Genomic DNA, 22,855 nt, shown 5'->3' on the forward strand with positions numbered 1-22,855 from the left:
TGTAAGGTCCGGAAAGGCGAAAAAAAGAGCGGTTTACAATATTATTGTCCTTTTGTACGCAATTCGCCTTGATGAATTTACCGAGCGGCTATCTTTGTGATGAATCAATACTAGTTATGAACAAACTAAAAGAAAGCGAACAAATTATTACTATAAAACCATGAAGAAACTGATAGCATATTTGTGTATGATGATTTTTGTGCTGACTAGTGCGGCGCAAGGTCAGACAGACGAGAGTAAGATGAACCGTTTTGTGTCCGGTCTGATGAAGAAGATGACACTGGAAGAGAAGGTGGGACAGTTGAGCCAATGTTCCGGTGGCTTTGCCACAGGACCCGATAATACGCGCATTAGCCGTACGGAAGACATAAGCAAAGGCTTGATAGGCTCCCTGTTGAACGTATCCGGTGCTGCCAACACCCGCAAATATCAGGAGGCTGCGATGAAATCACGCCTGCGGATTCCTTTGATTTTCGGGTTGGATGTTATTCATGGTTTCCGTACAGGTTTTCCGTTGCCTTTGGCTGAGGCTGCAAGTTTCGACTTGGATGCCATAGAAAGAGGTTCGAGGTGTGCGGCGAAGGAAGCGTCGGCTGCCGGATTGCACTGGACTTTTGCTCCGATGGTGGATATTGGTTGGGATGCCCGTTGGGGGCGTGTTATGGAAGGAGCAGGAGAAGACCCTTATTATGGTTCACTGGTGGCTAAGGCACGTGTACACGGTTTGCAGGGAGATGATTTGTCGAAAGAAAACACGATTCTTTCTTGTATCAAGCATTTTGCGGGATATGGAGCTTCTACTGCGGGAAAAGACTACAATAGCGTGGATATGTCAATGGGACAGTTCGCCAATTTCTATATGCCGCCTTATAAAGCCGGGGTTGAGGCGGGTGCCGCCACATTTATGAGCGCATTCAATGATTTTAATAACGAACCGGCTACCGGGAGTAGTTTCTTGTTGAGAGAACTTCTGAAAAATCAATGGGGATTCAAAGGATTCGTAGTCTCCGATTGGGGATCGGTAGGAGAAATGATAAACCACCGTTATGCGAAAGACGAAAAAGAGGCTGCTTATAAAGGCATAAAAGCCGGTCTGGATATGGAAATGGTAAGTGAATGTTATTCAAAGAATTTGGTTTCCCTGGTAAAAGAAGGCAAAGTCTCAGTGAAACTGGTGGATGATGCAGTCAGACGTATTCTTGAACAGAAATATAAGCTGGGATTATTTGATGATCCGTTCCGTTATTGCGATGAGGAAAGAGAGCGTACGGTGATTGGTTCGGAAGAATCACGTAAGGAAGCGTGTTATGTGGCTGAACGTTCCGTTGTACTTTTGAAGAATGAAGGCGCTGTCCTTCCGCTTTCTCCTTCCGTTAAGAAAGTGGCTTTAGTTGGTGCATTGGCTAAATCACAGAAAGATATGTGTGGCGCATGGTCTTGTGCCGAGGTGAGTAAGGTAGTTACTTTGTATGAGGCAATGGAAAAGCGGGGGGTAACTGTCAATTATAATGACGGATACGACTTGAAAAAGAATCAGATTGTGAATCTGGAACAGACATTGGCTGCTGCCCGCCAGTCGGATGTAGTTGTGATAGCGATGGGCGAACAGGCATGGGAGAGTGGAGAGATGCGCTCAAAGGGGGATATCTCTATTTCTTCGGAACAACAAAGGCTGGTTTCCGAACTTGTAAAGACAGGCAAACCTGTGGTTGTATTGATGATGTGCGGCCGTCCTGTCATTTTCAATGAAGTGCGCCGGGATGCTCCTGCTATCTTATGCACCTGGTGGTTGGGAAGCGAGGCCGGCAATGCTATTTGTAATGTATTGTTCGGGGATTACAATCCTTCAGGAAAACTCCCGATGACTTTCCCGCAGCATAACGGGCAGATTCCTCTGTACTATCAGTATAAGAGTACCGGACGCCCTACTGCATTGGGCGGCTGGTGTGCGAAATACATTGATATTCCGACCGAACCGGCTTATCCGTTCGGCTATGGTCTGTCATATACCACTTTCGAGTATTCGGATGTGAAGCTGCTTCCGGGGAATGGAAATACTTATGCGCGTGTAGCTGTAACTGTGAAGAATACAGGAACGTATGAAGGAGAAGAAGTTGTCCAGTTGTATGTCCGTGATGAAGTAGCTTCGATTACCCGTCCTATCAAAGAGTTAAAGGGATTCGATAAGATTAAGCTGAAAGTGGGTGAAAGCAGGACGGTAACGTTTGATGTGAAAGATGAACAACTCGGCTTCTACAATAATCAGATGAAGTTTGTGGTTGAGAAGGGAGACTTTACTTTTATGGTCGGTGGAAATAGCCGTGACCTGCAAGAAATTAAATACACACTTAACTAAATAACAAATATGAAAAACAACTGGAAGAAATGGTTGCTCGTTCCTGCATTACTGCCTTCTTTCTTAGGGCTGGATGCGAAAACAATGCAGGGGGAGGTAACTCAACAACCGTTGGATACGATTGAATATCGGGTCTTTATTGCCGTCGATAAAGCCGGAGTAGAGCATTGGGGCGGAAAGGAAGCCTATCAGGAGAAACTGAACGCTTTCTTCGGACAGGTAAATGACTTCTGGAATAAGGCAGGGGAGGGACGTCTCAAGTATTACTTTCGTTATGTTCCTGATTTGCAGGTAATCTACGATTGCTCTTCCCGACAGTTGGAGAATGTCTATAAGAAGAGCGCAGGCTTTCCTGACCATGACGTACTGTTGATTATTGACTCCATACTCGATTTTGATGATGAAGAAAGTGCAAAAGGTTGGTATTGTAGCGGTGGTGCGGACAATCTGAGTGTGGTTGTTTGCCGTGGCCGTAGTAAAACGGAACATGAAGATTTGTTCGGAATCGACTATTTTCATAGAGGAGTGGCACATGAGTTCGGACACTATCGTGGAGTGACGGATTTATATGCTGACAGAATCCGGGCGAAAAACAATCCGGTGAACAATTTGCAATATGAACCGGACTCTTGTGTTATGAATAGTCATTATAAGACGTATAAATGGAGTCCCTATGCTGTCAATATCATTAATTATACAGCAAAGTCCAAACGTCCAAGCCGTGACTTTCCCGGCTTTTTCAAACAGATGTTTCCTGAAAATATTCAGGTATCTGTAACGGTAAAAGGCAAAAAGAAGAAGGGAGTGAAATTAAACCTGTACGGTTCGCGTGCAAAGTTCAATGACTTGATTGCAACTCCCTATCGTACTTATGAGACGGATAAAAAGGGAGAATATATGATTACTGACGTTCCTGACTTATATGATAAACCGGCTCCGCCTTTACACACTGACAAGTTGCCTTACAATCGCTGGTTCACTTTCCTGCTCGAGGCGGAATATAAAGGAGAGAAGAAGTATGTATGGCTTCCGGAGTATGAGGTGCAACAAACTTTCTTTGAGAATAAGGATACCTATCAGGTGACAATTGATTTCTAAACGGACAATGTAACAGGTGTAGGTGGAAAGGGCTTTTAGAACACTTTCTTAACAGGAATTTCTTTCTGTTATATTCGTCTTTTGTCCTTATCCGTAAGTCGCAACATTATTAAGATGTAAATAAAAAGAATGTAAGATATAAAAAGTATTAGTTTATGAAACGTATGATGAGAAGACTTTTGCCGGTTCTAATGGCTGTCGCACCTTTGACCGTTTGTGCACAAAAAATGTATGAACTGAAGGATGCATCCGGTAGGGTGCAGGTGAATGTGAGTGTAAATGATAAGGACGTTGAATACTCTGTTCTCCACGAAGGAGATGTGATGATAGACCACTCTCCTGTCTCCATGAAACTGACGGACGGAACAGCTTTCGGCGTGAATCCGAAAGTCAGGAAAGTCAGCAGGCGATCGGTGAATGAAACGATTTACCCGCCTGTCTACAAAAAGAAATCAATCGAAGATAGGTTCAATGAACTGACGATTGACTTTAAGGGTGGATATAGCCTGGTATTCAGAGCATACGAAGACGGTGCCGCCTATCGTTTTGTTTCTAATCTGAAAAAGCCGTTTATGGTAGAAAGCGAACAGGCAGTTTTCAGTTTCCCGAATGACCCGAAAATATTCGTGGCTTCTCCGAAAGGAAGAATGAACGAGGGCAAGAAAGATCCTTTTTACAGTTCTTTCCAAAATACGTATGTAGAGACAACTTTGTCTGCGTGGAACAAAGAGCAGATTGCCTTCTTGCCGGTTTTGGTAGAGGGAGCGAATCAAAAGAAAATCTGTATTACCGAGGCCGATTTATTGGATTATCCGGGTATGTACGTAAAGCATGGGGATTCCGGTTTCTCTTTGGAAGGCACTTTTGCCGCTTATCCTAAGAAAGTGGTGGACGAAGTACGTGGGCTCAAAGGCGTAGTGAAATCCCGTGAACCTTATATTGCCAAAGTAGAGGGAGCTACCGCTTTTCCCTGGCGTGTGATGGTCATATCAAAGAATGACACTGAACTGTTGTGCAATGATATGGTATATAAACTGGCTACTCCGGCTCAATTCACCGATTTTTCATGGATTAAACCGGGTAAGGTTGCCTGGGATTGGTGGAATGACTGGAATATCTATAACGTGGATTTTCGTGCAGGAATCAATAATGAGACCTATAAATATTACATTGATTTCGCTTCCAGGTTCGGCATCGAATATGTGATATTGGATGAAGGTTGGGCAGTTCCGGGTAAAGCGGATTTGTTCCAAGTTATCCCTGAAATTGATTTGGAAGAATTAGTCAGCTATGCGAAAAGTAAGAATGTGGATTTGATATTATGGGCCGGTTATCGCGCTTTCGAGAAGGATATGGACCGTGTATGCAAGCATTATGCAGCTATGGGAATTAAGGGCTTCAAGATTGACTTTATGGATCGTGACGACCAGCACGTCGTTGAATTCAATCGTAAGGCAGCCGAAACCGGAGCGAAATATAAACTATTGATTGACCTGCACGGTACATTCAAACCGACCGGTCTTCAGCGTACTTATCCGAACACTATCAACTTTGAAGGGGTTCATGGACTGGAAGAACTGAAATGGGCGGAACCGGGTACGGATCAGGTGATTTATGACGTAACCGTACCTTTCATCCGTATGGTAGCCGGACCAATGGACTATACACAGGGAGCAATGAACAACGTGATTATGAAAAACTTCCATGCGGTATATACGGAACCGATGAGTCAGGGGACCCGTTGCCGCCAGTTGGCACTCTACACAATCTTCGATTCTCCTATTAATATGCTATGTGATGCTCCTACCAACTATATGAAAGAAGAAGAATGTACGAAGTTTATTGCTTCTATTCCTACCGTATGGGATCAGACGCTTCCTATTAGTGGCAAAGTGGGTGAGCATATTGTTATGGCTCGTCAGAAAGACGGTATCTGGTATGTAGGTGGGCTGACCGACTGGAATGCACGTGATGTTGAAGTTAATTTATCTTTCTTGGGGAAAGGTGAATTTAACGCTGAAATATTCAAAGACGGCATCAATGCCGACCGTGTAGGAAAAGACTATAAGCGGGAAGTGGTTCGGGTATCGGCAGATAGGAAATTGAAACTTCACATGGCGCCCGGTGGTGGTTTTGTGGTGAAGATAACAAAATAGTTGAAGTTTGAATTTTGGTTTGATAAAGGGGCGTTATCCGAAAATAGGAAACGCCCCTTTATTTTTTAGAACCGGAAACTCAATCCCCCTAAGAAATTGAATCCTTCGGCAGGATAGCCTAGATAATATTGATATTTCTTATTCAGTAGATTGTGTACTTGTGCATAAACGGATACTCCTTTGAACACATTGTAGCTGGCTCCGATATGCAAATCGTTGATTGCAGTCATTTTGAGATAATCTTCTACTTCTTCCCGGCTGATATAATCATAACCGAGATTCACATTAAGAGCGGAAATCGGATGAATACGTACATTGAAGGACATTTCACTGACAGGCTTTACCACCAATAATGCCTTTTCATTTTTGCTATCCCAATTACGATAGGTATATTTGGCTGATATTCCCAGAATGTCTTTGTAATCGTAGCTGATTTCGCCGCCGAGGTAGAAATTGTCCGTATTATCTTGGGCGAAACCAAGATATTCAATGCGAGGGACAGTTGAATCGTCGAAACCCAAATAGGATAAATCATTCTTCAAGTTCTGATAACCGCCATACACATTGAACCAAACTCCCGGATAAGGGCTTGCTTTAAATCCGACGCTGCCATTGATCTGCTCGTAAGTGTCATAAGGACGTTGTACATATCCCAAAGTAGCAGTGGTATTCGCCCCCGGCAGTTCTCCGTAAGGACAGACATTCTCCAATCTTCGGAAATCATTCAGTTGCTTGCCACCTGTTGCTTTTGCGTAAAGCACATAGCTGTCGGAGAAGATATACTGTGCAGTAATATCCGGTGAAACGCGGAAAGATTTGTCGAATCCGAAAGATAAGTCTACATTGGCTCCGATGTGTAATTTCCAGTCATCGTTATCCAGTTCGTAATAAGGATTCAGAAGAAGCGTTGTATAATTCTTGAAATATTCGTCTCCAGTAGAGATATTCTTTGTATATCCGCTATACAGAAGATTATTCATCTCCAAAGCGATAGTCACCGATTGTTGGTCACCGATAGCTCCCGTGACATCGCCTTTGGTACGTATGATTGTTTCTTTAAGAGCTGTATTGGCTTCATTATCATTAATCATGTTATGCTGACGTTCATACATCAACAGATTCGTTTCGGCATTGAAACGGAGCGGTGCAGTTTCGTCGATAAAATGAATACCTGCATGAAAGTCACCGGAAGTGAATTTCTGTTTGCTGTTTACACTTCCCGGTTTGAGATTGAAGTTGCTCAGACCGAAGTTTCCGGCAACATTCAAATCCAATTTGTTGAATTGGTGTGTGTAATCCACGTTTGCACGTGTACGATAATAGAAAGCGTTCCATTTTTCGTTGTCTGTGAAGGGAAGAGTCAACTTTCCGTCCATTCCGTCCATCTGGAAACGTACATTCAGTTTGTCTTTATCCGAGAGACGGAATAAATAATTGGCAAGAATATCCAGATTGCCTAAATTACCGTATCCGGCACGCACATATCCGGGAGTGCTTCCCGGCTGGATTTCTTTTCCGGTATAAGGATTCATCAGACCCGCCGGGACAGAAGTTGCCGGAAAGAAAGTCGTAGCATATTCCACTTCTTTCTTGCTTACCGTCGGTTCTTCCACTTTGGGCAGGACGTTTACTTTCGAAGCATCCATAATATCCGGGTTATATTCTTGTTCCACAACAACGGTACGATTCATGGTCGTATCCTTGGGCTGGGTAGTTTGGGCTTGAAGGCCGGACGGCATGGAAATCGCCAATGTAAGTCCGCCTATTATATAAAGAGATCGTTTCATACTTTTCTATTTTTTAATTCTCAATTTTCACCTTTCAACTTAGCGAGTCTGCTTTCAATCATACTTTTTATGTCGTCGTTGCCTTGGTAATTTTGTTGCAGGCTCAATAGATACTGGCGTGCGTCGAGGTCCTTGCCCATAGCGGCATACACATCGGACAAAAGGACGAAGCTACGTGCCAGCCAATAAGCGTGCGGCGTGCTTTGTTCTATGTAGTTGAGCAGTTCTTTTTCCGCGGCAGCATATTCTTTCGCGTCATACAATGACTGTGCAACTAGATATTTAGCTTCGGCACCGTATGGATTACGAGTATCCTTTGCTAATTCACGGAAGTCATCCATCGCTTTCTTGTCCGCCTTTTGTTTGACATAAGCCTTAGCACGATAATAAAGAGCTTCATTTCTCAGTTCAGGACTGAGTTTGGCTTCTGCCAGTAAGTCGGTAGCAGCATGGATGGTTTCAATATCATCCCTCAACAGGAAGGCGCAGCGGAGTATCCCCGTTTCAGCAAGCTGGCGACGTTCTACGTTAGTCGCTTTCTCTTTCAGCATCTTATAACTAGCTAATGCTTCTGCCGTCTGTTGTTGGTTGAACTGCACTTCGGCACGCAGGATAAGAGCTTCTTCCGCAAATGGATTATTCGGATATTCCAGTAGCTTTCCGGAGTGGAGAAGAATCATATCATAGTTTTTCTGTTCGTTCCCAATCAGGCAAAGATAATAATGTGCATTCAGGCTGAAAGCCCCTTCCGGGAAAGTCTGCAAGTATTTGTTGAGACTTGTCTTTGCCTCTTCCATCCGTCCCCGCATATAAATTTTTTCTGCGGCGGCATAGGTCAGTGAATCCTGTTCGTTGGCATCGAAGCGGATATGTCCCGGCATGGCATTAGCCAAAGCTGCAAATTCGTCTATGCGGTTCAAGTCTACATAAATCGACTTTAAATCACGCATGGCCATACGGGCTTCTTCACTGCCCGGATATTTCTCGATGACCTGCTTATAGGCTTCAATAGCCTGATTGTAATCACCCTTCTGATAATACAGCAAGCCGATTTCCGCTGCTGCTTTCCGGCTGACCGGGCTTTCGGGATATTTGTTCAGCAACTCCTTGAAAGAAGTGATTGCCTGACTGTTATTATCCATCAATACATAAGACCGTCCTTTCTCGTAAATAGCATTCACGGCATAAGGAGAAGCGGGATATTTTCCCACCAGCCGATTCAGCAAAGTAATCTTACCGGTATAATCTTTCTGTAGACCGGATACAAGCGCCAGTTGATAGAAAGAATAATCCCCGGAAGGAGTATTCATCTGTTCTGCTTGCGAATAGTAATGTTTGGCTTCCTCGAAGTTGCGCACATGCAAGTGGCAGTCACCGATACGGTTGTATGCGTCGGCTAAAGCCGTTGTATTTTCACCTTTCTCCAGTTGGACGTATTTCTGGAAGTAATTGCTTGCCTGTGTATAGTCTTTCCGGTGGAAAGCGATATATGCCAGGTTATAATTAGCCAGCGCATACATTTCGTTATTGGGCTGGGTGGTCAGTTGCAGATAAGCGTTGAAGTCACGCGCGGCTTCCATCATCCGGTTGAGGCGATAATAAGATTCTCCGCACCAGTAGTAAGCGTCTGCTTTTGTCTGACGATTGTATTGTCCGATGGCGATGGACTGATTCAGATATTTCAGAGCCTGTTCGAAGTCAGCGTTTGCAAAGGATTGCGTACCTAATTGGAACAGTATCTTCTGTTTGGCTTCCAGTATCTGCGCACTTGGTTTGGCAATCCGGTCTATTGATTTCAAAGCCGCATCGTAGCTACGGGTATTCATGTAAACTTCCACCAGATAGCTGCTGACTTTTTCAGCATAAGGTGAAGTCGGAAATTCGTTCAGGAACTTCTCGAAAGCGGTAACAGATTCACCAAAAGCGGAGAAAGAAGTCTCATGCAGGCAGAGTGCGTAGTTGTAAGCCGCCTGTTCTTTTATTTGCATATTGGCGTTGGACGCTGCCGCCTGTTCAAAAGCCATGCGGGCTTTGTTTTTTTCTGCCAGTTGCAGATAGGAGAGCCCCATATGCAGGTAAGCATTCTGTGTAAGCGCATCATTGGTAGTTGTCACTTTACCGAGTGTTTCGGCTGCTTTGGAATAGACTTTCGTCTGGTAGTAAGAAAGTCCCAACATATAAAGAGCATCCCGGCGGGGAGCCGAATGGTCTTTATTCAAATATTCATTGAATGATTCTACCGCTTTGTGATATTGCCCGAAGTGGTAATAAGCATCTCCGAGGATACGGTACATCTCTGCCGCGTGTTCATTGTTCGGATAAGCCGACAGATAATTCTGTGCTACAATCTGTGCCTTATCATAGTTTTTGAGCTGTACATAAATCTCGGCAATATAATAAGGAACGAGTGCCTTGTATTTCGGATTGTCTTGTAGCGGAAGGAAACCTTTCAATGCTTCGTTATAGCGTTTCTGTGTGTAACGGATATAAGAAATGTAGTAATCGCAATCTTTTGCATATTTGGGGCTGTTGGCGCGGAGAGTTTCAAACCAGATGGCTGCTTCTCTCAAATTATCAGTTTTCAGATAGCAGGTAGCCAATTGATACGTGCGGTCGTCCCGTTCTTCATTGCCGAGCAAATCGAGGTCGGTAGAATTAAAGAGCGCCATCGCTTCATTGTACTTTCCTTCGTAGAAATAGCAGGAAGCCAACAATGAATAAATTCGATTGGCGTAAGGCGTATCAGGATAACGGTCGAGATATTTGCGGAGCAGTTCGATACGGTTCTTGTCGTTCAATTCGTATGCCGAGCTGACCAGCATATACTCCGCATCCTGAAGAAGGTTGGCTGTTGGCTTTTGTTTTACAAATGCCTTCAGTGCCGGCAGGGCAGCGGCATAATTCTTTTCCTGGAAAAGTTCTTTTCCTTCTTTATAAAGGTTGTCAGTCGAGGTGAACTTGTCACCTGTCTGGGCAAATCCTATAATGGGTGCGCAGCAGATAGCCGCACAAATGAGTCTGGTAATTTCTTTTTTCATAATCGGGTATTTATGCAAAAGTACTACATATCTTCCAAAGACAATCCTTTGAAAGTTATTTTATAATCATTTAATTCTTTATGTAAAGTTTCGCTCTTCTTTTCCAACACGGAAATGCTTATTTTTCTGGGGGTTCTTTTTACTTCTCCGATAAGGGCGGTTTTATTGAATCGGTTGAGGGCTATCAGATTTATCGCTATTTCTTTCTTTCGGTCATAAAATTTCATACTGCAGGCTTTATTCTTAATGGCGGTTAATTTAATGGTCATTAAATTAATGACGATTACAAAGATAATGAAAGTCATGCTATCCTTCTCATTTTGAGTGGCATAATATACTTATTTAAGATTATGGGCTGATTGTGTGCCTTGGTTTTAAATGGTCTTTTTATAGGTTTTGGGTTAAACCCAACTTTTCATCAACTTCTCCGCTTTCAGCTTTCAGTTTTCTCTGTAATTCCCTATTCATCGGTGTTCTGGCTGAAAGCACCTGCTGAAATCACCTTGTTTTGCTTTCAGTTTCCCGATTTTGCAAAAACAGAGGCTCTGTTTAATAAAAATACAGGCTTTGTTCCCATACATCAGAATCTCTGTTCTTATAGATTAGAGGCTCTGATGTGCGGGAACAAAGGTGCTAATCCGTGGGAACAGAACCTCTGAACCGTGGGGCGAATTCGATATGCCCAGTGCTCAGAAAAGGTATGGGCTGGGTATAGAATAGATACATGCACAGCGCAGACATCAAGCTGTTTAATGGGTATATATATCCATTGTGGTGGCTATATATGTACACCATGGTGGCAATATATATACAGTACGGTGGATCTATATGTCCAATATGTTGGTTATAAGCCAATATATTAGTATAGATGCATGTGTTTAATTTATTTATTAATTTTGGTGAGCTTTTGAGAAGCTGAAGGCTGAAAGGATACTTTTATGAGTGCTTTCAGCCGGAACGCCGATGAATAGGGGATTGCAGAGGAAATTGAAAGCTGAAAGCGGCTTTGATTACTTTTTGTTGGATGGGATAAAAGCTATCAAAAGAGCCTGTTCGGATTTAAACTAAGTACTTCTTCTATCTGATTCGTCTACTTCACTTGTTAAAGTCTTGTACTTCTTCTGTCTCGTTCTTGTACTTCACTTTCCCAACTCTTGTATTATTCTACAATCCACCTTTCAATATTCCTTGTCTGGCTGCTGAAGTTAATCCCTATCTTGAATAACTTACGAGGGTCGGCTGCAAAAGGCTGCGCATAATTCTTTTCGTTTATTTGTCTGAGAGCTTCTTCGGCACTGCCTTCCAGTTTAAATTCCATTACATATATAAACTCATCGGTTTGCAGCACGAGGTCGATGCGGCCTTGCGATGTGTGGTACTCTGCCTTTACATAGAAACCGATAAGCTTGAAAACGATGAACAGTACATTTTGATAATGTAATTCCTGGTCGCGTATTAACTCATAGGGGGTATCGGCAAAGAAGCTTTGCAGGCGGCGGAAAAAAGATTCATAATCGCCACTGCGCACTTCGCGAACGAATTTCTGAATCTGAAAAGGTGATTCAACCTTATCTGTATTTGCATAGAAAGGCAACAAAAATTTCATAAACCCTTCTTCTACCTCGCGATTTGGAAAACCTAACTGATAAATAGCAAATTCCTGATCGAATTTCTTTATAGTGAGATATCCACTTTGATAAATCACAGGAATAGGATTGGTCGAAGCCGAATCGACACTGTTCAGTATGTCCGCATCGGTTTCTACATTCGCCATACAGTGCAGGTCATAGTGATGGGCTTTTAATAATTCCACCAGATAAGTCGGTGTTCCTGTTTCAAACCAGTAACTGCCGAACTTCATTTTGAAGAATGTATTAAGCACGCTGAACGGATTGTATATGCCGACAGAATTTTCGACGAAATGATACCCATCATAACACGTCTTTAATTCACGGCATACTTCTTCATAACTCATTTTCTGTTTGTCGGCAAGTTCGAGCAGGTCTTCTTCCAGATTGTCATGGATTTCTTTTTCCGTCATACCGCATATTGCTGCATAACGCTCGTCCATAGATAAATCTATCAGATTGTTTAACGCGCTGAATACACTTACTTTGCCAAACTTGGTGACACCTGTCAGAAAGGCGAACTTTATGTAGCCGTCCATCGTTTTGATAGCTCCGTAAAAAGCTTGCAAAGTGTTGCGGAAAGCTTTTTGCAGTTCTTCGTTGCCGATAGCTTGCAGCATGGGTTTGTCATATTCATCAACAAAAATGGCAACACGATTTCCGGTCTGCTCATAAGCACGGCGGATGATACCCTTGAAGCGGAGAGGCAACGAGGTTTCAGAAGGTTCAGTGCCGTACACCTTTTCCCATTTGTAAAGAGTATCGTTCAGAATATTTTCCAGACTTTCCAGATTTTCATACTTTTCGGTATTGAGGTCTATGTGCAATATCGGATGCTTTGTCCAGTCTTTTTCCAGTTTCTCTATCGCGAGTCCTTCAAAGAGTTCGCGCTTGCCTTCAAAGTAGGCTTCGAGGGTAGACACTAACAAGCTTTTCCCAAAGCGGCGCGGGCGGCTCAGGAAGAAGTAGCTGCCTGTCTTTACCATTTGATAGACTAAGGCGGTTTTATCAATGTAGAAGTATCCGTCTCTGCGAATCTTCTCAAAGTTCTGTATTCCGATGGGGTAAATCTTGCTCATGACTAGGATAGATTTAGAGTTCTAATGTTACAAAGATACACCTTTTTCCACTTAGAACGTAATTTGCAAACCGAAAGTTTTGTAAATCCTGTGGTTAGCTATGCCGGTGCAGAAACCGTATAAGTCCCCGCCGGATGGAATCCAACCCGAAATCTTCCGGACGTATCTCCGATAAAGGCAGGAAGAAAGAATCTGCCACATCATCCATTGCCGAGAAATGGCTCATATCTTTTACGGTGCAGAGAAAGAACATGTCGAGTGTATGGACAGGAAAACCGGAATAGATATAGATGTTCGGCAGAGAGAACTGATAGGTCGCTTTCTCGACCTTCAACCCTGTTTCTTCCAGCACTTCTCTGCTCACGCCTTCTTCACCTGTTTCATCCATATCAATAAAGCCGCCGGGAAGGTCGAGCGTCCCTTTGGCGGGCTCTTTGGCACGACGGCAGACTAACAGCTCATTCTTTTCATTCAGAATCAGCGCCACGGTAGCGGCGGATGGATTGAAGTAGTAGACAAAGCCGCAGTCGGCACATTTCTTGGATTTTTCATTGTTGACCTCGAAATGCGAAGAACCACATTCGGGGCAATATAGGAATTGGTCAAGAGGATGTTTCATAATCATATATAGCTGGTTTCAATTAGTATGTTTCCGTACGCAAAATTATAAAAAATATCGGATGGACATTGCTCCAGCCTACGAATCATTCAACATCTGTCCGGAAGTTGAATGATAAATTTCATCTATCAGCGCATAGAATTATTCGATTGGACTTTCTTTGCAGGGCAGTTACCCGCCCCTTATCTTTGCATCAGAAACAAGAAACAAAACGAAGTTTCTGATGTTATAAGTCAAATCAATTAATAACAATAAAAGCAATAAAGATTATGGAACCAATTTTAAATTCTCAGCTTCCTGAATTCAGTGTTCAGGCTTTTCAAAACGGAGCTTTCAAGACTGTAACCAACAATGACCTGAAAGGTAAATGGGCGATTCTGTTCTTCTATCCTGCCGACTTTACTTTCGTATGTCCTACTGAATTGGTGGATATGGCTGAAAAGTACGAGCAGTTCAAAGCGATGGGCGTAGAAATCTACTCGGTAAGTACTGACTCTCACTTCGTACACAAAGCTTGGCATGATGCTTCTGAAAGTATCCGCAAGATTCAATACCCGATGTTGGCAGACCCGACAGGCGCTCTGTGTCGTGCACTCGGAGTATATATCGAAGAAGAGGGTATGGCATACCGCGGTACATTCGTAGTCAATCCGGAAGGAAAGATTAAAGTGGTAGAACTGAATGATAACAACATTGGCCGTGATGCGAGCGAATTGCTTCGTAAGGTGGAAGCTGCACAGTTTGTAGCCAGCCATGACGGAGAAGTTTGTCCGGCCAAATGGAAGAAGGGTGAATCTACTCTGAAGCCAAGCATCGACCTGGTAGGTAAGATTTGATAGATCTTGATAATGATGATTATGGAAGGCCGGTAACGGGAAACGCTGCCGGCCTTTCTTCTCAAAAAACGAAAGGAGAACAGGTATGTTAGAATCTGCATTAAAAGAACAATTGAAGGGTATCTTTGCCGGACTGGAGGCGAACTTTACTTTTGATATATCCGTATCATCCAGTCACGAAAACAGAACTGAACTGGTTGAACTGCTGGGAGATGTAGCGGACTGTTCCGACCATATCACTTGTGTAGTGAATGAAGGAAGCGGACTCGAGTTTACTTTATTGAAGAACGGTGACCGTACAGGAATCACTTTCCGGGGAATCCCCAACGGGCACGAGTTTACTTCGTTATTGTTGGCTATCTTGAATCTGGACGGTAAAGGAAAGAACTTCCCCGATGAGGCTGTCTGCAACCGGGTTAAAGCATTGAAAGGCCCGATACATTTGGTAACTTACGTCTCGCTGACTTGTACGAACTGCCCTGATGTCGTGCAGGCTTTGAATGCGATGACAACGCTGAATCCTTCCATCACCCATGAGATGGTAGACGGTGCGCTTTATCAGGACGAAGTAGACGCGTTGAAGATACAGGGAGTTCCTTCCGTATTTGCAGATGGTAAACTGCTGCATGTAGGTCGCGGCGAATTTGGCGAGCTGCTTGCGAAATTGGAAGGACAATACGGTGTTGATGAAACTAAAGCGGTGGCTGAGGTAAAAGAATATGATGTGATTGTTGCCGGAGGAGGTCCTGCGGGAGTATCGGCAGCCATTTATTCGGCTCGTAAAGGATTGCGTGTAGCTATCGTAGCCGAACGTGTCGGCGGACAAGTGAAGGAAACTGTCGGTATCGAGAATTTAATCTCTGTACCCGAAACAACAGGAAATGAGCTGGCTGATAATCTGAAAACTCATTTACTGCGTTATCCGGTGGATTTGTTGGAGCATCGTAAAGTGGAGAAAGTAGAAATACTTGGAAAGCAGAAACAGGTAACTACTTCTGTCGGTGAAAAGTTCCTGGCTCCGGCATTGATTATTGCGACCGGCGCAAGCTGGCGTAGGCTGAATGTTTTGGGAGAAGCGGAGTATATCGGTCGTGGTGTTGCTTTCTGTCCTCACTGTGACGGTCCGTTCTATAAAGGAAAGCACGTAGCGGTAATTGGCGGTGGAAATTCAGGAATCGAAGCGGCAATAGATTTGGCTGGTATCTGCTCTAAAGTTACCGTCTTTGAATTTATGGATGAACTGAAGGCAGATAATGTACTTCAGGAACGGCTTAAAACATTGCCGAACGTAGAAGTCTTTGTCAGCTCACAAACTACCGAAGTGGTAGGAAACGGTGATAAACTGACTGCTCTACGTATCAAGGACCGTAAAACGGAGGAAGAACGTCTGGTGGAACTCGACGGAGTATTTGTGCAAATCGGGCTTTCTGCCAATAGCAGCGCATTCCGCGAAGTGGTGGAAACCAATCGTCCGGGTGAGATTGTGATTGATGCGCACTGTCGAACTAACGTGACAGGTATCTATGCAGCCGGAGATGTTTCGACCGTACCTTATAAGCAAATCATTATCTCTATGGGAGAAGGGGCGAAAGCTGCGCTTTCCGCTTTTGATGACAGAGTGCGGGGCGTTATTTGAAACGTGCAGATATAATAGACACACACAAGCAATTCATGGTAAAAGCTGTAAAGGTATGGACACATATCTTTGCGGCTTTTTGTTTTTTCACTACCTTTGAGCCGCTTAACATTAACCCCCAAAATGAGAAACATGAAAAAGAATCTTTTATTAATTATTGCTACTCTATTTATTTTTCCGTTACAGGCTCAGAATACATTAAAACTGATGACCTACAATATCAAAAATGCAAATGGCATGGATGATGTCTGTGATTTCCAGCGTGTAGCGAATGTGATAAACAACGCTTCTCCCGATGTGGTGGCTATACAGGAAGTGGACAGCATGACGAACCGGAGCGGACAGAAGTATGTCTTAGGTGAAATTGCCGAACGCACACAAATGCATGCTTACTTTGCACCTGCTATCGATTATGATGGTGGAAAATATGGAATCGGGTTACTGACCAGGCAAGTTCCAGTGCGTCTGCAAACTATCCCCTTGCCGGGAAGAGAAGAAGTACGTGCCCTGATTCTCGCAGAGTTTGAAGATTATATTTATTGTTGCACTCATATGTCGCTGACGGAAGAAGACCGAATGGAATCATTGAAGATTGTGAAATCGTTTACTACTCCTTATAAAAAGCCTCTTTTCCTGGCCGGAGATATGAATGCCGAACCTGAATCCGACTTTATTAAAGAGCTGCAAAAGGATTTTCAGATTCTTTCCAATCCCAAACAGCATACTTATCCGGCTCCTGAGCCAAAGGAAACGATAGACTATATTGCGACATTAAAATCCAATGCAAACGGTTTTGCTCTTATATCTGCGCAGGTGTTGCATGAACCTATGGCTTCCGACCATCGTCCTATATTAGTAGAACTCCGGACTGCTGAAAAGGAAAATAAAATATTTCGCACTAAACCTTATTTGCAGAATCCGGTAGGTAATGGCATAACTGTAATGTGGGAAACTACTGTACCTGCTTATTGCTGGGTAGAATATGGAACGGACACTACTCAACTGAAACGTGCGCGTACAATCGTAGACGGACAGGTGGTTTGCAATAACTACTTGCACAAAATACGCATAGACGGTTTGCAACCCGGTCAGAAATATTATTACCGTGTATGCTCACAAGAAATACTACTTTATCAGGCGTATAAAAAAGTGTTCGGCAATACGGCACAGTCGTCTTTCAGTGAGTTTACCCTTCCGGAAATAGATGCGGATTCTTTTACTGCCATTGTTTTTAATGACTTGCATCAGCATACTAAAACTTTCCGTGCCCTGTGCAAGCAAATACAGGATATCGACTATGACTTCGTTGTTTTCAACGGTGATTGTGTAGACGACCCTGTTGACCATAATCAGGCAACCACTTTTATCAGCGAACTTACCGAAGGTGTCCGTGGCGACCGCATACCAACTTTTTTTATGCGTGGTAACCATGAAATACGAAATGCCTATTCTATCGGTCTGCGTGACCACTATGACTATGTAGGAAACAAGACTTACGGTTCTTTTGACTGGGGAGATACCCGTATCGTTATGCTGGACTGCGGAGAAGACAAACTGGACTCTCATTGGGTGTATTATGGTCTGAATGATTTTACCCAATTGCGTAATGAACAAGTGGATTTCCTGAAAAAAGAACTGTCTGCCAAAGAATTCAAAAAAGCCAAGAAACGTGTTCTTATTCACCATATTCCACTTTATGGCAATGATGGAGTGAATCTCTGTGCCGACTTGTGGACTAAAGTACTGGAGAAGGCACCTTTCAATATCAGTCTGAATGCACATACTCATAAATATGCTTATCATCCGAAAGGTGAGCTGGGCAACAATTATCCGGTTATTATCGGTGGCGGGTATAAAATGGATGGCGCTACGGTGATGATTCTGGAAAAGAAAAAAGACGAACTGAGAGTGAAAGTTCTGAACGCAAAAGGAAAGATTTTACTGGATATTACCGTCTGAAACGATTGGGAATAAAATAAAGGCAGGCTGTCTCGATATAAAGAGGCAGCCTGCTTTGTTGAGTAACCGTAAAATGTTACTTCTCTATATGAATAATACCTGTATATCCTCCTCCTCTGCTCATATCTATGGGCAGTTTTTCATTGTTCTTGATTATTTGTTCTATTATTTGTGAGTCTTTCGCCTGTTGTCCGGCATTTACTCCGTCTATATGCGCTTTTATTTTCTTCGGGCCGTTTCCTATGAATGATAAATCAATCTCAATATGCCGTGGGGCAGCTCCGTTGATTACTCCGATATACCATGTATCGCCATGCCGGCGTGCAAGAGCGATATATTCACCTACTTCTCCCTCCAGAGGGACTGTCTCGTCCCAGGTCGTAGGAATACTTTTGATAAATTCGAAACTCCGGAGATTCTCGTCATATTTAGTCGGACTGTCTGAAATCATTTGCAATGGGCTTTCGTAGACTACATACATTGCTAACTGGTGGCTACGTGTGCCTTGGCTCATCGGTTCATGTTGATTTTCATAGAATGTTTCCGGATGTGCGTTAAGCATAGCTCCGGGAGTATAGTCCATTGGACCTACCCACATACGCAGGTAAGGGATGATTACATCATGTGTAACTGTGGCTCTCTTACTCCATTTATTATACTCCAACCCTATCACGCCTTCACGTGTCATCAAGTTCGGATATTTGCGCCTCATGCCTTCGTTGGGGTAAGAACCGTGAAAGTCTACTAATAATTTGTATTGAGTGGCTTTAACGGCTACTTGTTCGTAGAAGTTAACCATTTTGGCGTCATTACGGTCCATAAAGTCTATTTTGACTCCCTTCACTCCCCATTTGCTGAATTGTGCAAAAGCCTCATCCATTTGCCGTATAATGTTCACCCATTTTGACCATAATTGGATACCTACTCCTTTTTCTGTTGCATATTTACAGATACGCGGAATGTCAACATCGGGATTGAGGGTTAACAGATCGTTACGTGCTGACCAGCCTTCGTCAATCAGAACATATTCGATATGATGTTTGGCTGCATAGTCTACCAGATAGAGATATGTATCGGTGTTAATGCCGCTCTTGAAATTTATATGATAGATATTACGGTCATTCCACCAATCCCATAAAACCTTACCGGGTTTAACCCAAGTATAATCGGCAGATTGTTCTTTCTCTTCGGAGAGTAAATATATAAGTTCGCTTTGTAATATGGAAGAGGCATTGTCGAAGATACCGGTCACCCGCCATGGAAAGACCCGTTTCCCGCAGTTGGGGATAAGATAGTTTTTGCGTGTGGAGGCATAGATTTTATTATCCCCTTCGTATGGCACTTCCTTATCCGGATAATTGGCAAAAATGCCATGGAAGGATTCTTGGGCGGGTTGTAAGTACATTCCCGGATAATTATAGAGATTGGCTTCAGCTAATAATACTTTGTATTTGTCTACTTCAACCATTACAGGAGCTACGGAGAAACTGTCTTTGGGTAATGCATTGATCGGCTTTACCGTATAATCCTGCTCAAACCAGTTTTGTAGCTGGTCGGTTAAAAGAGTGTATGAGGTATGATCCTGTCTGAAGCGGAAAGATACAGACTCTTTCTTTACAGGTTGTTTATTGTTCGCAGTACTTACGAAACGATAGGCCACTCCGTCATTGTAGACTCTGAATTCGATTTTATAGTCTTTATAGATTAGCTCAACCTGGTTATAACTATTCATTGCTTCTTTATATTTACGCGGCACAATAAATTCCACTTTCTCCGAAATGCTTTTATGGGTTACCTTTCTACATTTGTCTGTTCCCCAAATGTCGTTTCCGACTGTAAGTGAGAGCGGGCAAGTATCAAGAATCTTTGTTCCATTCCGGGATAAGCTGTAACTGACCTGATTGTCAGTCTCGATAGTTATCACATTTTTCTTGTCCGGCGAACCGGCCTCAATTATTTTAGCAACTGTTATCGAAGGAAAACAGAAGGCTGCTGTTAGTAGGAAAAGAATATGGTTCATTTTCATAATTAGTTTCCTCCGGATAAAACGATGAATGATAATCCTGTGATGAACAGGATAAACATGACTCCTAAAAGCCTGTCGGTTGATTTGGAACTACCGGTGAACTCTTTCCAGATAAATACACCCCATAAGGCGGCAATCATAGGTGCTCCCTGACCGAGAGCGTAGGAGATGGCAGCTCCCGCTTTTCCTGCGGCTATATAGCTTAAAGCAGTTCCCAATCCCCATATACATCCTCCGAGGATACCTACCAGATGTGTGCTTGCTTTTCCTGCAAAATATTCTTTATAGCTTACAGGAGTTCCTACAAACGGGCGTTTCATAACAACTGTATTGAATAGGAAGTTGCTCAGGAAGATACCGATTGAGAATATAAAGAAAGCGGTGTATGGAGTAGCCATGCCCGGAGTCGGAGAGTCAAAATTGTTAAGGTCCATGGCAGCAGCCACAAAACGGTAGAAGAAAGACATAAGTATGCCGGCAATAGCCGCAAGAATAATCCCTTTCTTGCTATTATTATTTCCCTTTTTTTGTTGTCTGCCTGCCGCTATTCCATTGCAGATGATAGCGATAACAATCAAGATTACTCCAGTAAACAACCAGAACGGATCTCCTTTAGGAGTGCTGAAATAGTTGATGAACACACCTAGGACCAAGGCAAGTCCTACGCCCAACGGAAAAGCAACCGCCATTCCGGCTATGGAGACCGAAGCTGAAAGTAAGATGTTGGAAGCATTGAAAATAATTCCTCCGATCAAGGCACTGACTATGTATCTGGTATCTACTTGCCGGATATCTTCCAGAAAACCTCTACCCGAATCTCCGAAACTTCCGAGTGTGAAAACCAGAAGTAAGGCAAATAATAAGATACCGATTGTATAATCCCAGTAATAAAGCTCATAACGCCAGTTCTTGCTGGCCAGTTTCTGGGTGTTACCCCAGGAACCCCAACATATCATGGTTATGAAGCAAAAGATAATGGCTAGTGTATAACTATTGACTATAAACATGACTCTTTCTTTATTGGTTTATATTCTTTTCTTCTTTCCCTGTCACCTGGCGGACAATGGCACCTAATGTTCTCTGAATATTCTCATTTCCTTGAATCATAAGATATTGATGTTGTCCTTTGTCTGACGCATTAAATAGACTGTGTCCTGCACTGTCTATTGTAATCGTTCCTTTTGTTGACAGTTCAAAATAATCCTTCTCCGGCTCTATGGCCTGTATGACAGAAGTCAAATCCCAAGTTTGCCTGTCGTATGGCATTTTGTCATATATCTGGTAAGATACACAAAGAGGATGTTTGTAAGCGTTCGGGAAATCATTCAAGATACTCTGATGCGGATACAACAATTTGTTGCCTAGTTCCCAGCCGCTTGCAATGACCGGAGTGGGCCATTCGCTGAATACGGTTTGTGCGGCATTTATATCCTGTACTAGATTCCATTCGGGGAAATCGAACTCGTTCCCATAGAGTCCTCCCATTACGGACAACAGCTTCACTTTTTGGGCAACGAGTGATTTGCCGTCCAAAGGACTGTATTCGTCGGCTTCTGAGCGTAGCAGGCGTGAAAGGTTCGTTTCCGGTCCTACGGCAATAAATACCACGGAATTATCTGGTTGTGAAGCCAGTAATTTCCGTAATAACTTATATCCTTCCGGCAGATTGTCTTTTATGCTTCTTTGAGGATACAGTATCTTATTGCCTTCAATAATGGTATCCAAAGTCTGGCGGAGATAACCTCCGTCTTCGGGAGTAGCTCCGTTGTATGCATATCCCAATGGAATGTCTCCCCTCTCGTTGAGGCGGCAATATCCGTCAATATATTCAATTGAATAAGGGTTGGACTTGCTGATTGTGATACCTAGCAGATCTATTGTTCCGGCTTTCTCATAGTTGAATAGCATTTGCATAGCCAGCACGTCGTCAATGTCATTGCCGACATCCGTGTCGAATATCACAGGAACGGGTCGTTCGAATTGATATTTTAAAGACTTGTCGCTTTGAATGTCGAAGAATAAATCCGGATTCAGACGGGTCTCGGTAACTGATTCATCAATGCCGATATAGCCCATTGGGTGATAACCGCCTTCGAAATAATTTTCATTGGCAAATCGGAGCGAAGGTTGCATGCCGGCCGGATCGAGCACCGTTAAAGCCAGGATATATTTTCCTTTAGCAATGGGGACGTCAATAGAGATATTCTTCCGGATATGGTAAGTCTTCGGAGCCGTCTGGTATTTATGTTCATCCATTGACCAATTATCTCCGGGCATCCATTCGGAGATGTTTACTCCTTCTACTATTTTTCCCCACACTTTTTGATGACTTTCAGGGTCTAGTAAAGCTACTTCTACCGGCCAGTTATAATAGAATGGAGACGAGCCGGTGTTGACAACTTTGAAAGAAATAGGGAATTGTGCTCCCGTTTTTATTTCTTTCGGGTAAGAGAACTCATTGATAATGAACCGGTACCCCATAGCTTTTTGTAATATCTCTGCATTTTTCTGAAATTCCGGTTCGTTGAAGTCTGCCCAGGTGATTCCGCCTAAATGATTGCAATGCAAGTTTCGGATCTGTTCCATGACATATTCCCGAGTATCTTTATCTGCCACCACTTCTTCAAAAGATTTGAA

General features: G+C 43.2%; 14 protein-coding genes. 6 read left to right on the forward strand and 8 right to left on the reverse strand.

The window, feature by feature from the left end; translation table 11 throughout:
* Nucleotides 1-160: 160 nt before the first annotated feature.
* From RDN93_RS11845 to RDN93_RS11855, 3 genes are all read left to right on the forward strand, one after another.
* Nucleotides 161-2,356: a glycoside hydrolase family 3 N-terminal domain-containing protein gene (locus RDN93_RS11845; RefSeq protein WP_308745729.1), complete on the forward strand. Its 2,196-nt coding sequence runs from the start codon at nucleotides 161-163 to the stop codon at nucleotides 2,354-2,356.
* Nucleotides 2,357-2,365: 9 nt separating this feature from the next.
* The gene (locus RDN93_RS11850; RefSeq protein ID WP_308745730.1) at nucleotides 2,366-3,454 is read left to right on the forward strand and encodes a hypothetical protein; all 1,089 of its coding nucleotides are present in this window, start codon (nucleotides 2,366-2,368) and stop codon (nucleotides 3,452-3,454) included.
* A gap of 155 nt (nucleotides 3,455-3,609) precedes the next feature.
* Nucleotides 3,610-5,610: a glycoside hydrolase family 97 protein gene (locus RDN93_RS11855; RefSeq protein ID WP_308745731.1), complete on the forward strand. Its 2,001-nt coding sequence runs from the start codon at nucleotides 3,610-3,612 to the stop codon at nucleotides 5,608-5,610.
* A 65-nt stretch (nucleotides 5,611-5,675) separates the two neighbouring features.
* Here the strand turns inward: RDN93_RS11855 and RDN93_RS11860 are convergent, their stop codons facing one another.
* The 5 genes from RDN93_RS11860 to RDN93_RS11880 form a co-directional block, all read right to left on the reverse strand.
* Nucleotides 5,676-7,397 (reverse strand): TonB-dependent receptor, encoded by a 1,722-nt coding sequence (locus RDN93_RS11860; protein ID WP_308745732.1) that lies wholly within the window; start codon nucleotides 7,395-7,397, stop codon nucleotides 5,676-5,678.
* Nucleotides 7,398-7,417: 20 nt separating this feature from the next.
* Nucleotides 7,418-10,435, reverse strand: coding sequence for a tetratricopeptide repeat protein (locus RDN93_RS11865; RefSeq protein ID WP_308745733.1), 3,018 nt, complete (start codon nucleotides 10,433-10,435; stop codon nucleotides 7,418-7,420).
* A 23-nt stretch (nucleotides 10,436-10,458) separates the two neighbouring features.
* Nucleotides 10,459-10,662, reverse strand: a complete 204-nt coding sequence (locus tag RDN93_RS11870; RefSeq protein ID WP_308745734.1) for a hypothetical protein — start codon at nucleotides 10,660-10,662, stop codon at nucleotides 10,459-10,461.
* 932 nt (nucleotides 10,663-11,594) lie between these two features.
* Complete coding sequence (locus RDN93_RS11875) at nucleotides 11,595-13,142, reverse strand: ATP-binding protein (RefSeq protein ID WP_308745735.1); 1,548 nt, start codon at nucleotides 13,140-13,142, stop codon at nucleotides 11,595-11,597.
* Between the two features lie 94 nt (nucleotides 13,143-13,236).
* Complete coding sequence (locus tag RDN93_RS11880; protein ID WP_308745743.1) at nucleotides 13,237-13,761, reverse strand: NUDIX domain-containing protein; 525 nt, start codon at nucleotides 13,759-13,761, stop codon at nucleotides 13,237-13,239.
* Between the two features lie 269 nt (nucleotides 13,762-14,030).
* Here RDN93_RS11880 and ahpC point away from each other — a divergent pair, with 269 nt between their 5' ends.
* The 3 genes from ahpC to RDN93_RS11895 all read left to right on the forward strand — a co-directional run bounded on the left by ahpC (nucleotide 14,031) and on the right by RDN93_RS11895 (nucleotide 18,192).
* Complete coding sequence (gene ahpC, locus RDN93_RS11885) at nucleotides 14,031-14,597, forward strand: alkyl hydroperoxide reductase subunit C (RefSeq protein WP_308745736.1); 567 nt, start codon at nucleotides 14,031-14,033, stop codon at nucleotides 14,595-14,597.
* A gap of 85 nt (nucleotides 14,598-14,682) precedes the next feature.
* Nucleotides 14,683-16,233 carry an alkyl hydroperoxide reductase subunit F gene (gene ahpF / locus RDN93_RS11890; protein WP_308745737.1) on the forward strand — a complete coding sequence of 517 codons (1,551 nt, stop codon included), beginning with the start codon at nucleotides 14,683-14,685 and terminating at the stop codon, nucleotides 16,231-16,233.
* Nucleotides 16,234-16,365: 132 nt separating this feature from the next.
* The gene (locus tag RDN93_RS11895; RefSeq protein ID WP_308745738.1) at nucleotides 16,366-18,192 is read left to right on the forward strand and encodes an endonuclease/exonuclease/phosphatase family protein; all 1,827 of its coding nucleotides are present in this window, start codon (nucleotides 16,366-16,368) and stop codon (nucleotides 18,190-18,192) included.
* A gap of 76 nt (nucleotides 18,193-18,268) precedes the next feature.
* Here RDN93_RS11895 and RDN93_RS11900 read toward each other — a convergent pair whose 3' ends face one another.
* The 3 genes from RDN93_RS11900 to RDN93_RS11910 form a co-directional block, all read right to left on the reverse strand.
* Complete coding sequence (locus tag RDN93_RS11900; RefSeq protein WP_308745739.1) at nucleotides 18,269-20,218, reverse strand: glycoside hydrolase family 97 protein; 1,950 nt, start codon at nucleotides 20,216-20,218, stop codon at nucleotides 18,269-18,271.
* A 2-nt stretch (nucleotides 20,219-20,220) separates the two neighbouring features.
* Nucleotides 20,221-21,225 carry a GRP family sugar transporter gene (locus RDN93_RS11905; protein ID WP_308745740.1) on the reverse strand — a complete coding sequence of 335 codons (1,005 nt, stop codon included), beginning with the start codon at nucleotides 21,223-21,225 and terminating at the stop codon, nucleotides 20,221-20,223.
* Between the two features lie 10 nt (nucleotides 21,226-21,235).
* A partial coding sequence (locus RDN93_RS11910) for a nucleoside hydrolase (RefSeq protein WP_308745741.1) occupies nucleotides 21,236-22,855 on the reverse strand: 1,620 nt, incomplete at its 5' end.

Origin of the sequence: uncultured Bacteroides sp. (assembly GCF_902491285.1) — a bacterium.
In the GTDB taxonomy this organism is placed as follows: domain Bacteria; phylum Bacteroidota; class Bacteroidia; order Bacteroidales; family Bacteroidaceae; genus Bacteroides.

What these genes read in the sequence shown, in the direction of transcription:
- RDN93_RS11870 (WP_308745734.1), bottom strand. Translation starts at nt 10,662, where the DNA reads ATGAAATTTTATGACCGAAAGAAAGAAATAGCGATAAATCTGATAGCC.
- RDN93_RS11850 (WP_308745730.1), top strand. Translation starts at nt 2,366, where the DNA reads ATGAAAAACAACTGGAAGAAATGGTTGCTCGTTCCTGCATTACTGCCT.
- RDN93_RS11905 (WP_308745740.1), bottom strand. Translation starts at nt 21,225, where the DNA reads ATGTTTATAGTCAATAGTTATACACTAGCCATTATCTTTTGCTTCATA.
- ahpF (WP_308745737.1), top strand. Translation starts at nt 14,683, where the DNA reads ATGTTAGAATCTGCATTAAAAGAACAATTGAAGGGTATCTTTGCCGGA.
- RDN93_RS11865 (WP_308745733.1), bottom strand. Translation starts at nt 10,435, where the DNA reads ATGAAAAAAGAAATTACCAGACTCATTTGTGCGGCTATCTGCTGCGCA.
- RDN93_RS11845 (WP_308745729.1), top strand. Translation starts at nt 161, where the DNA reads ATGAAGAAACTGATAGCATATTTGTGTATGATGATTTTTGTGCTGACT.
- RDN93_RS11855 (WP_308745731.1), top strand. Translation starts at nt 3,610, where the DNA reads ATGAAACGTATGATGAGAAGACTTTTGCCGGTTCTAATGGCTGTCGCA.
- RDN93_RS11860 (WP_308745732.1), bottom strand. Translation starts at nt 7,397, where the DNA reads ATGAAACGATCTCTTTATATAATAGGCGGACTTACATTGGCGATTTCC.
- RDN93_RS11875 (WP_308745735.1), bottom strand. Translation starts at nt 13,142, where the DNA reads ATGAGCAAGATTTACCCCATCGGAATACAGAACTTTGAGAAGATTCGC.
- ahpC (WP_308745736.1), top strand. Translation starts at nt 14,031, where the DNA reads ATGGAACCAATTTTAAATTCTCAGCTTCCTGAATTCAGTGTTCAGGCT.
- RDN93_RS11900 (WP_308745739.1), bottom strand. Translation starts at nt 20,218, where the DNA reads ATGAAAATGAACCATATTCTTTTCCTACTAACAGCAGCCTTCTGTTTT.
- RDN93_RS11895 (WP_308745738.1), top strand. Translation starts at nt 16,366, where the DNA reads ATGAAAAAGAATCTTTTATTAATTATTGCTACTCTATTTATTTTTCCG.
- RDN93_RS11880 (WP_308745743.1), bottom strand. Translation starts at nt 13,761, where the DNA reads ATGAAACATCCTCTTGACCAATTCCTATATTGCCCCGAATGTGGTTCT.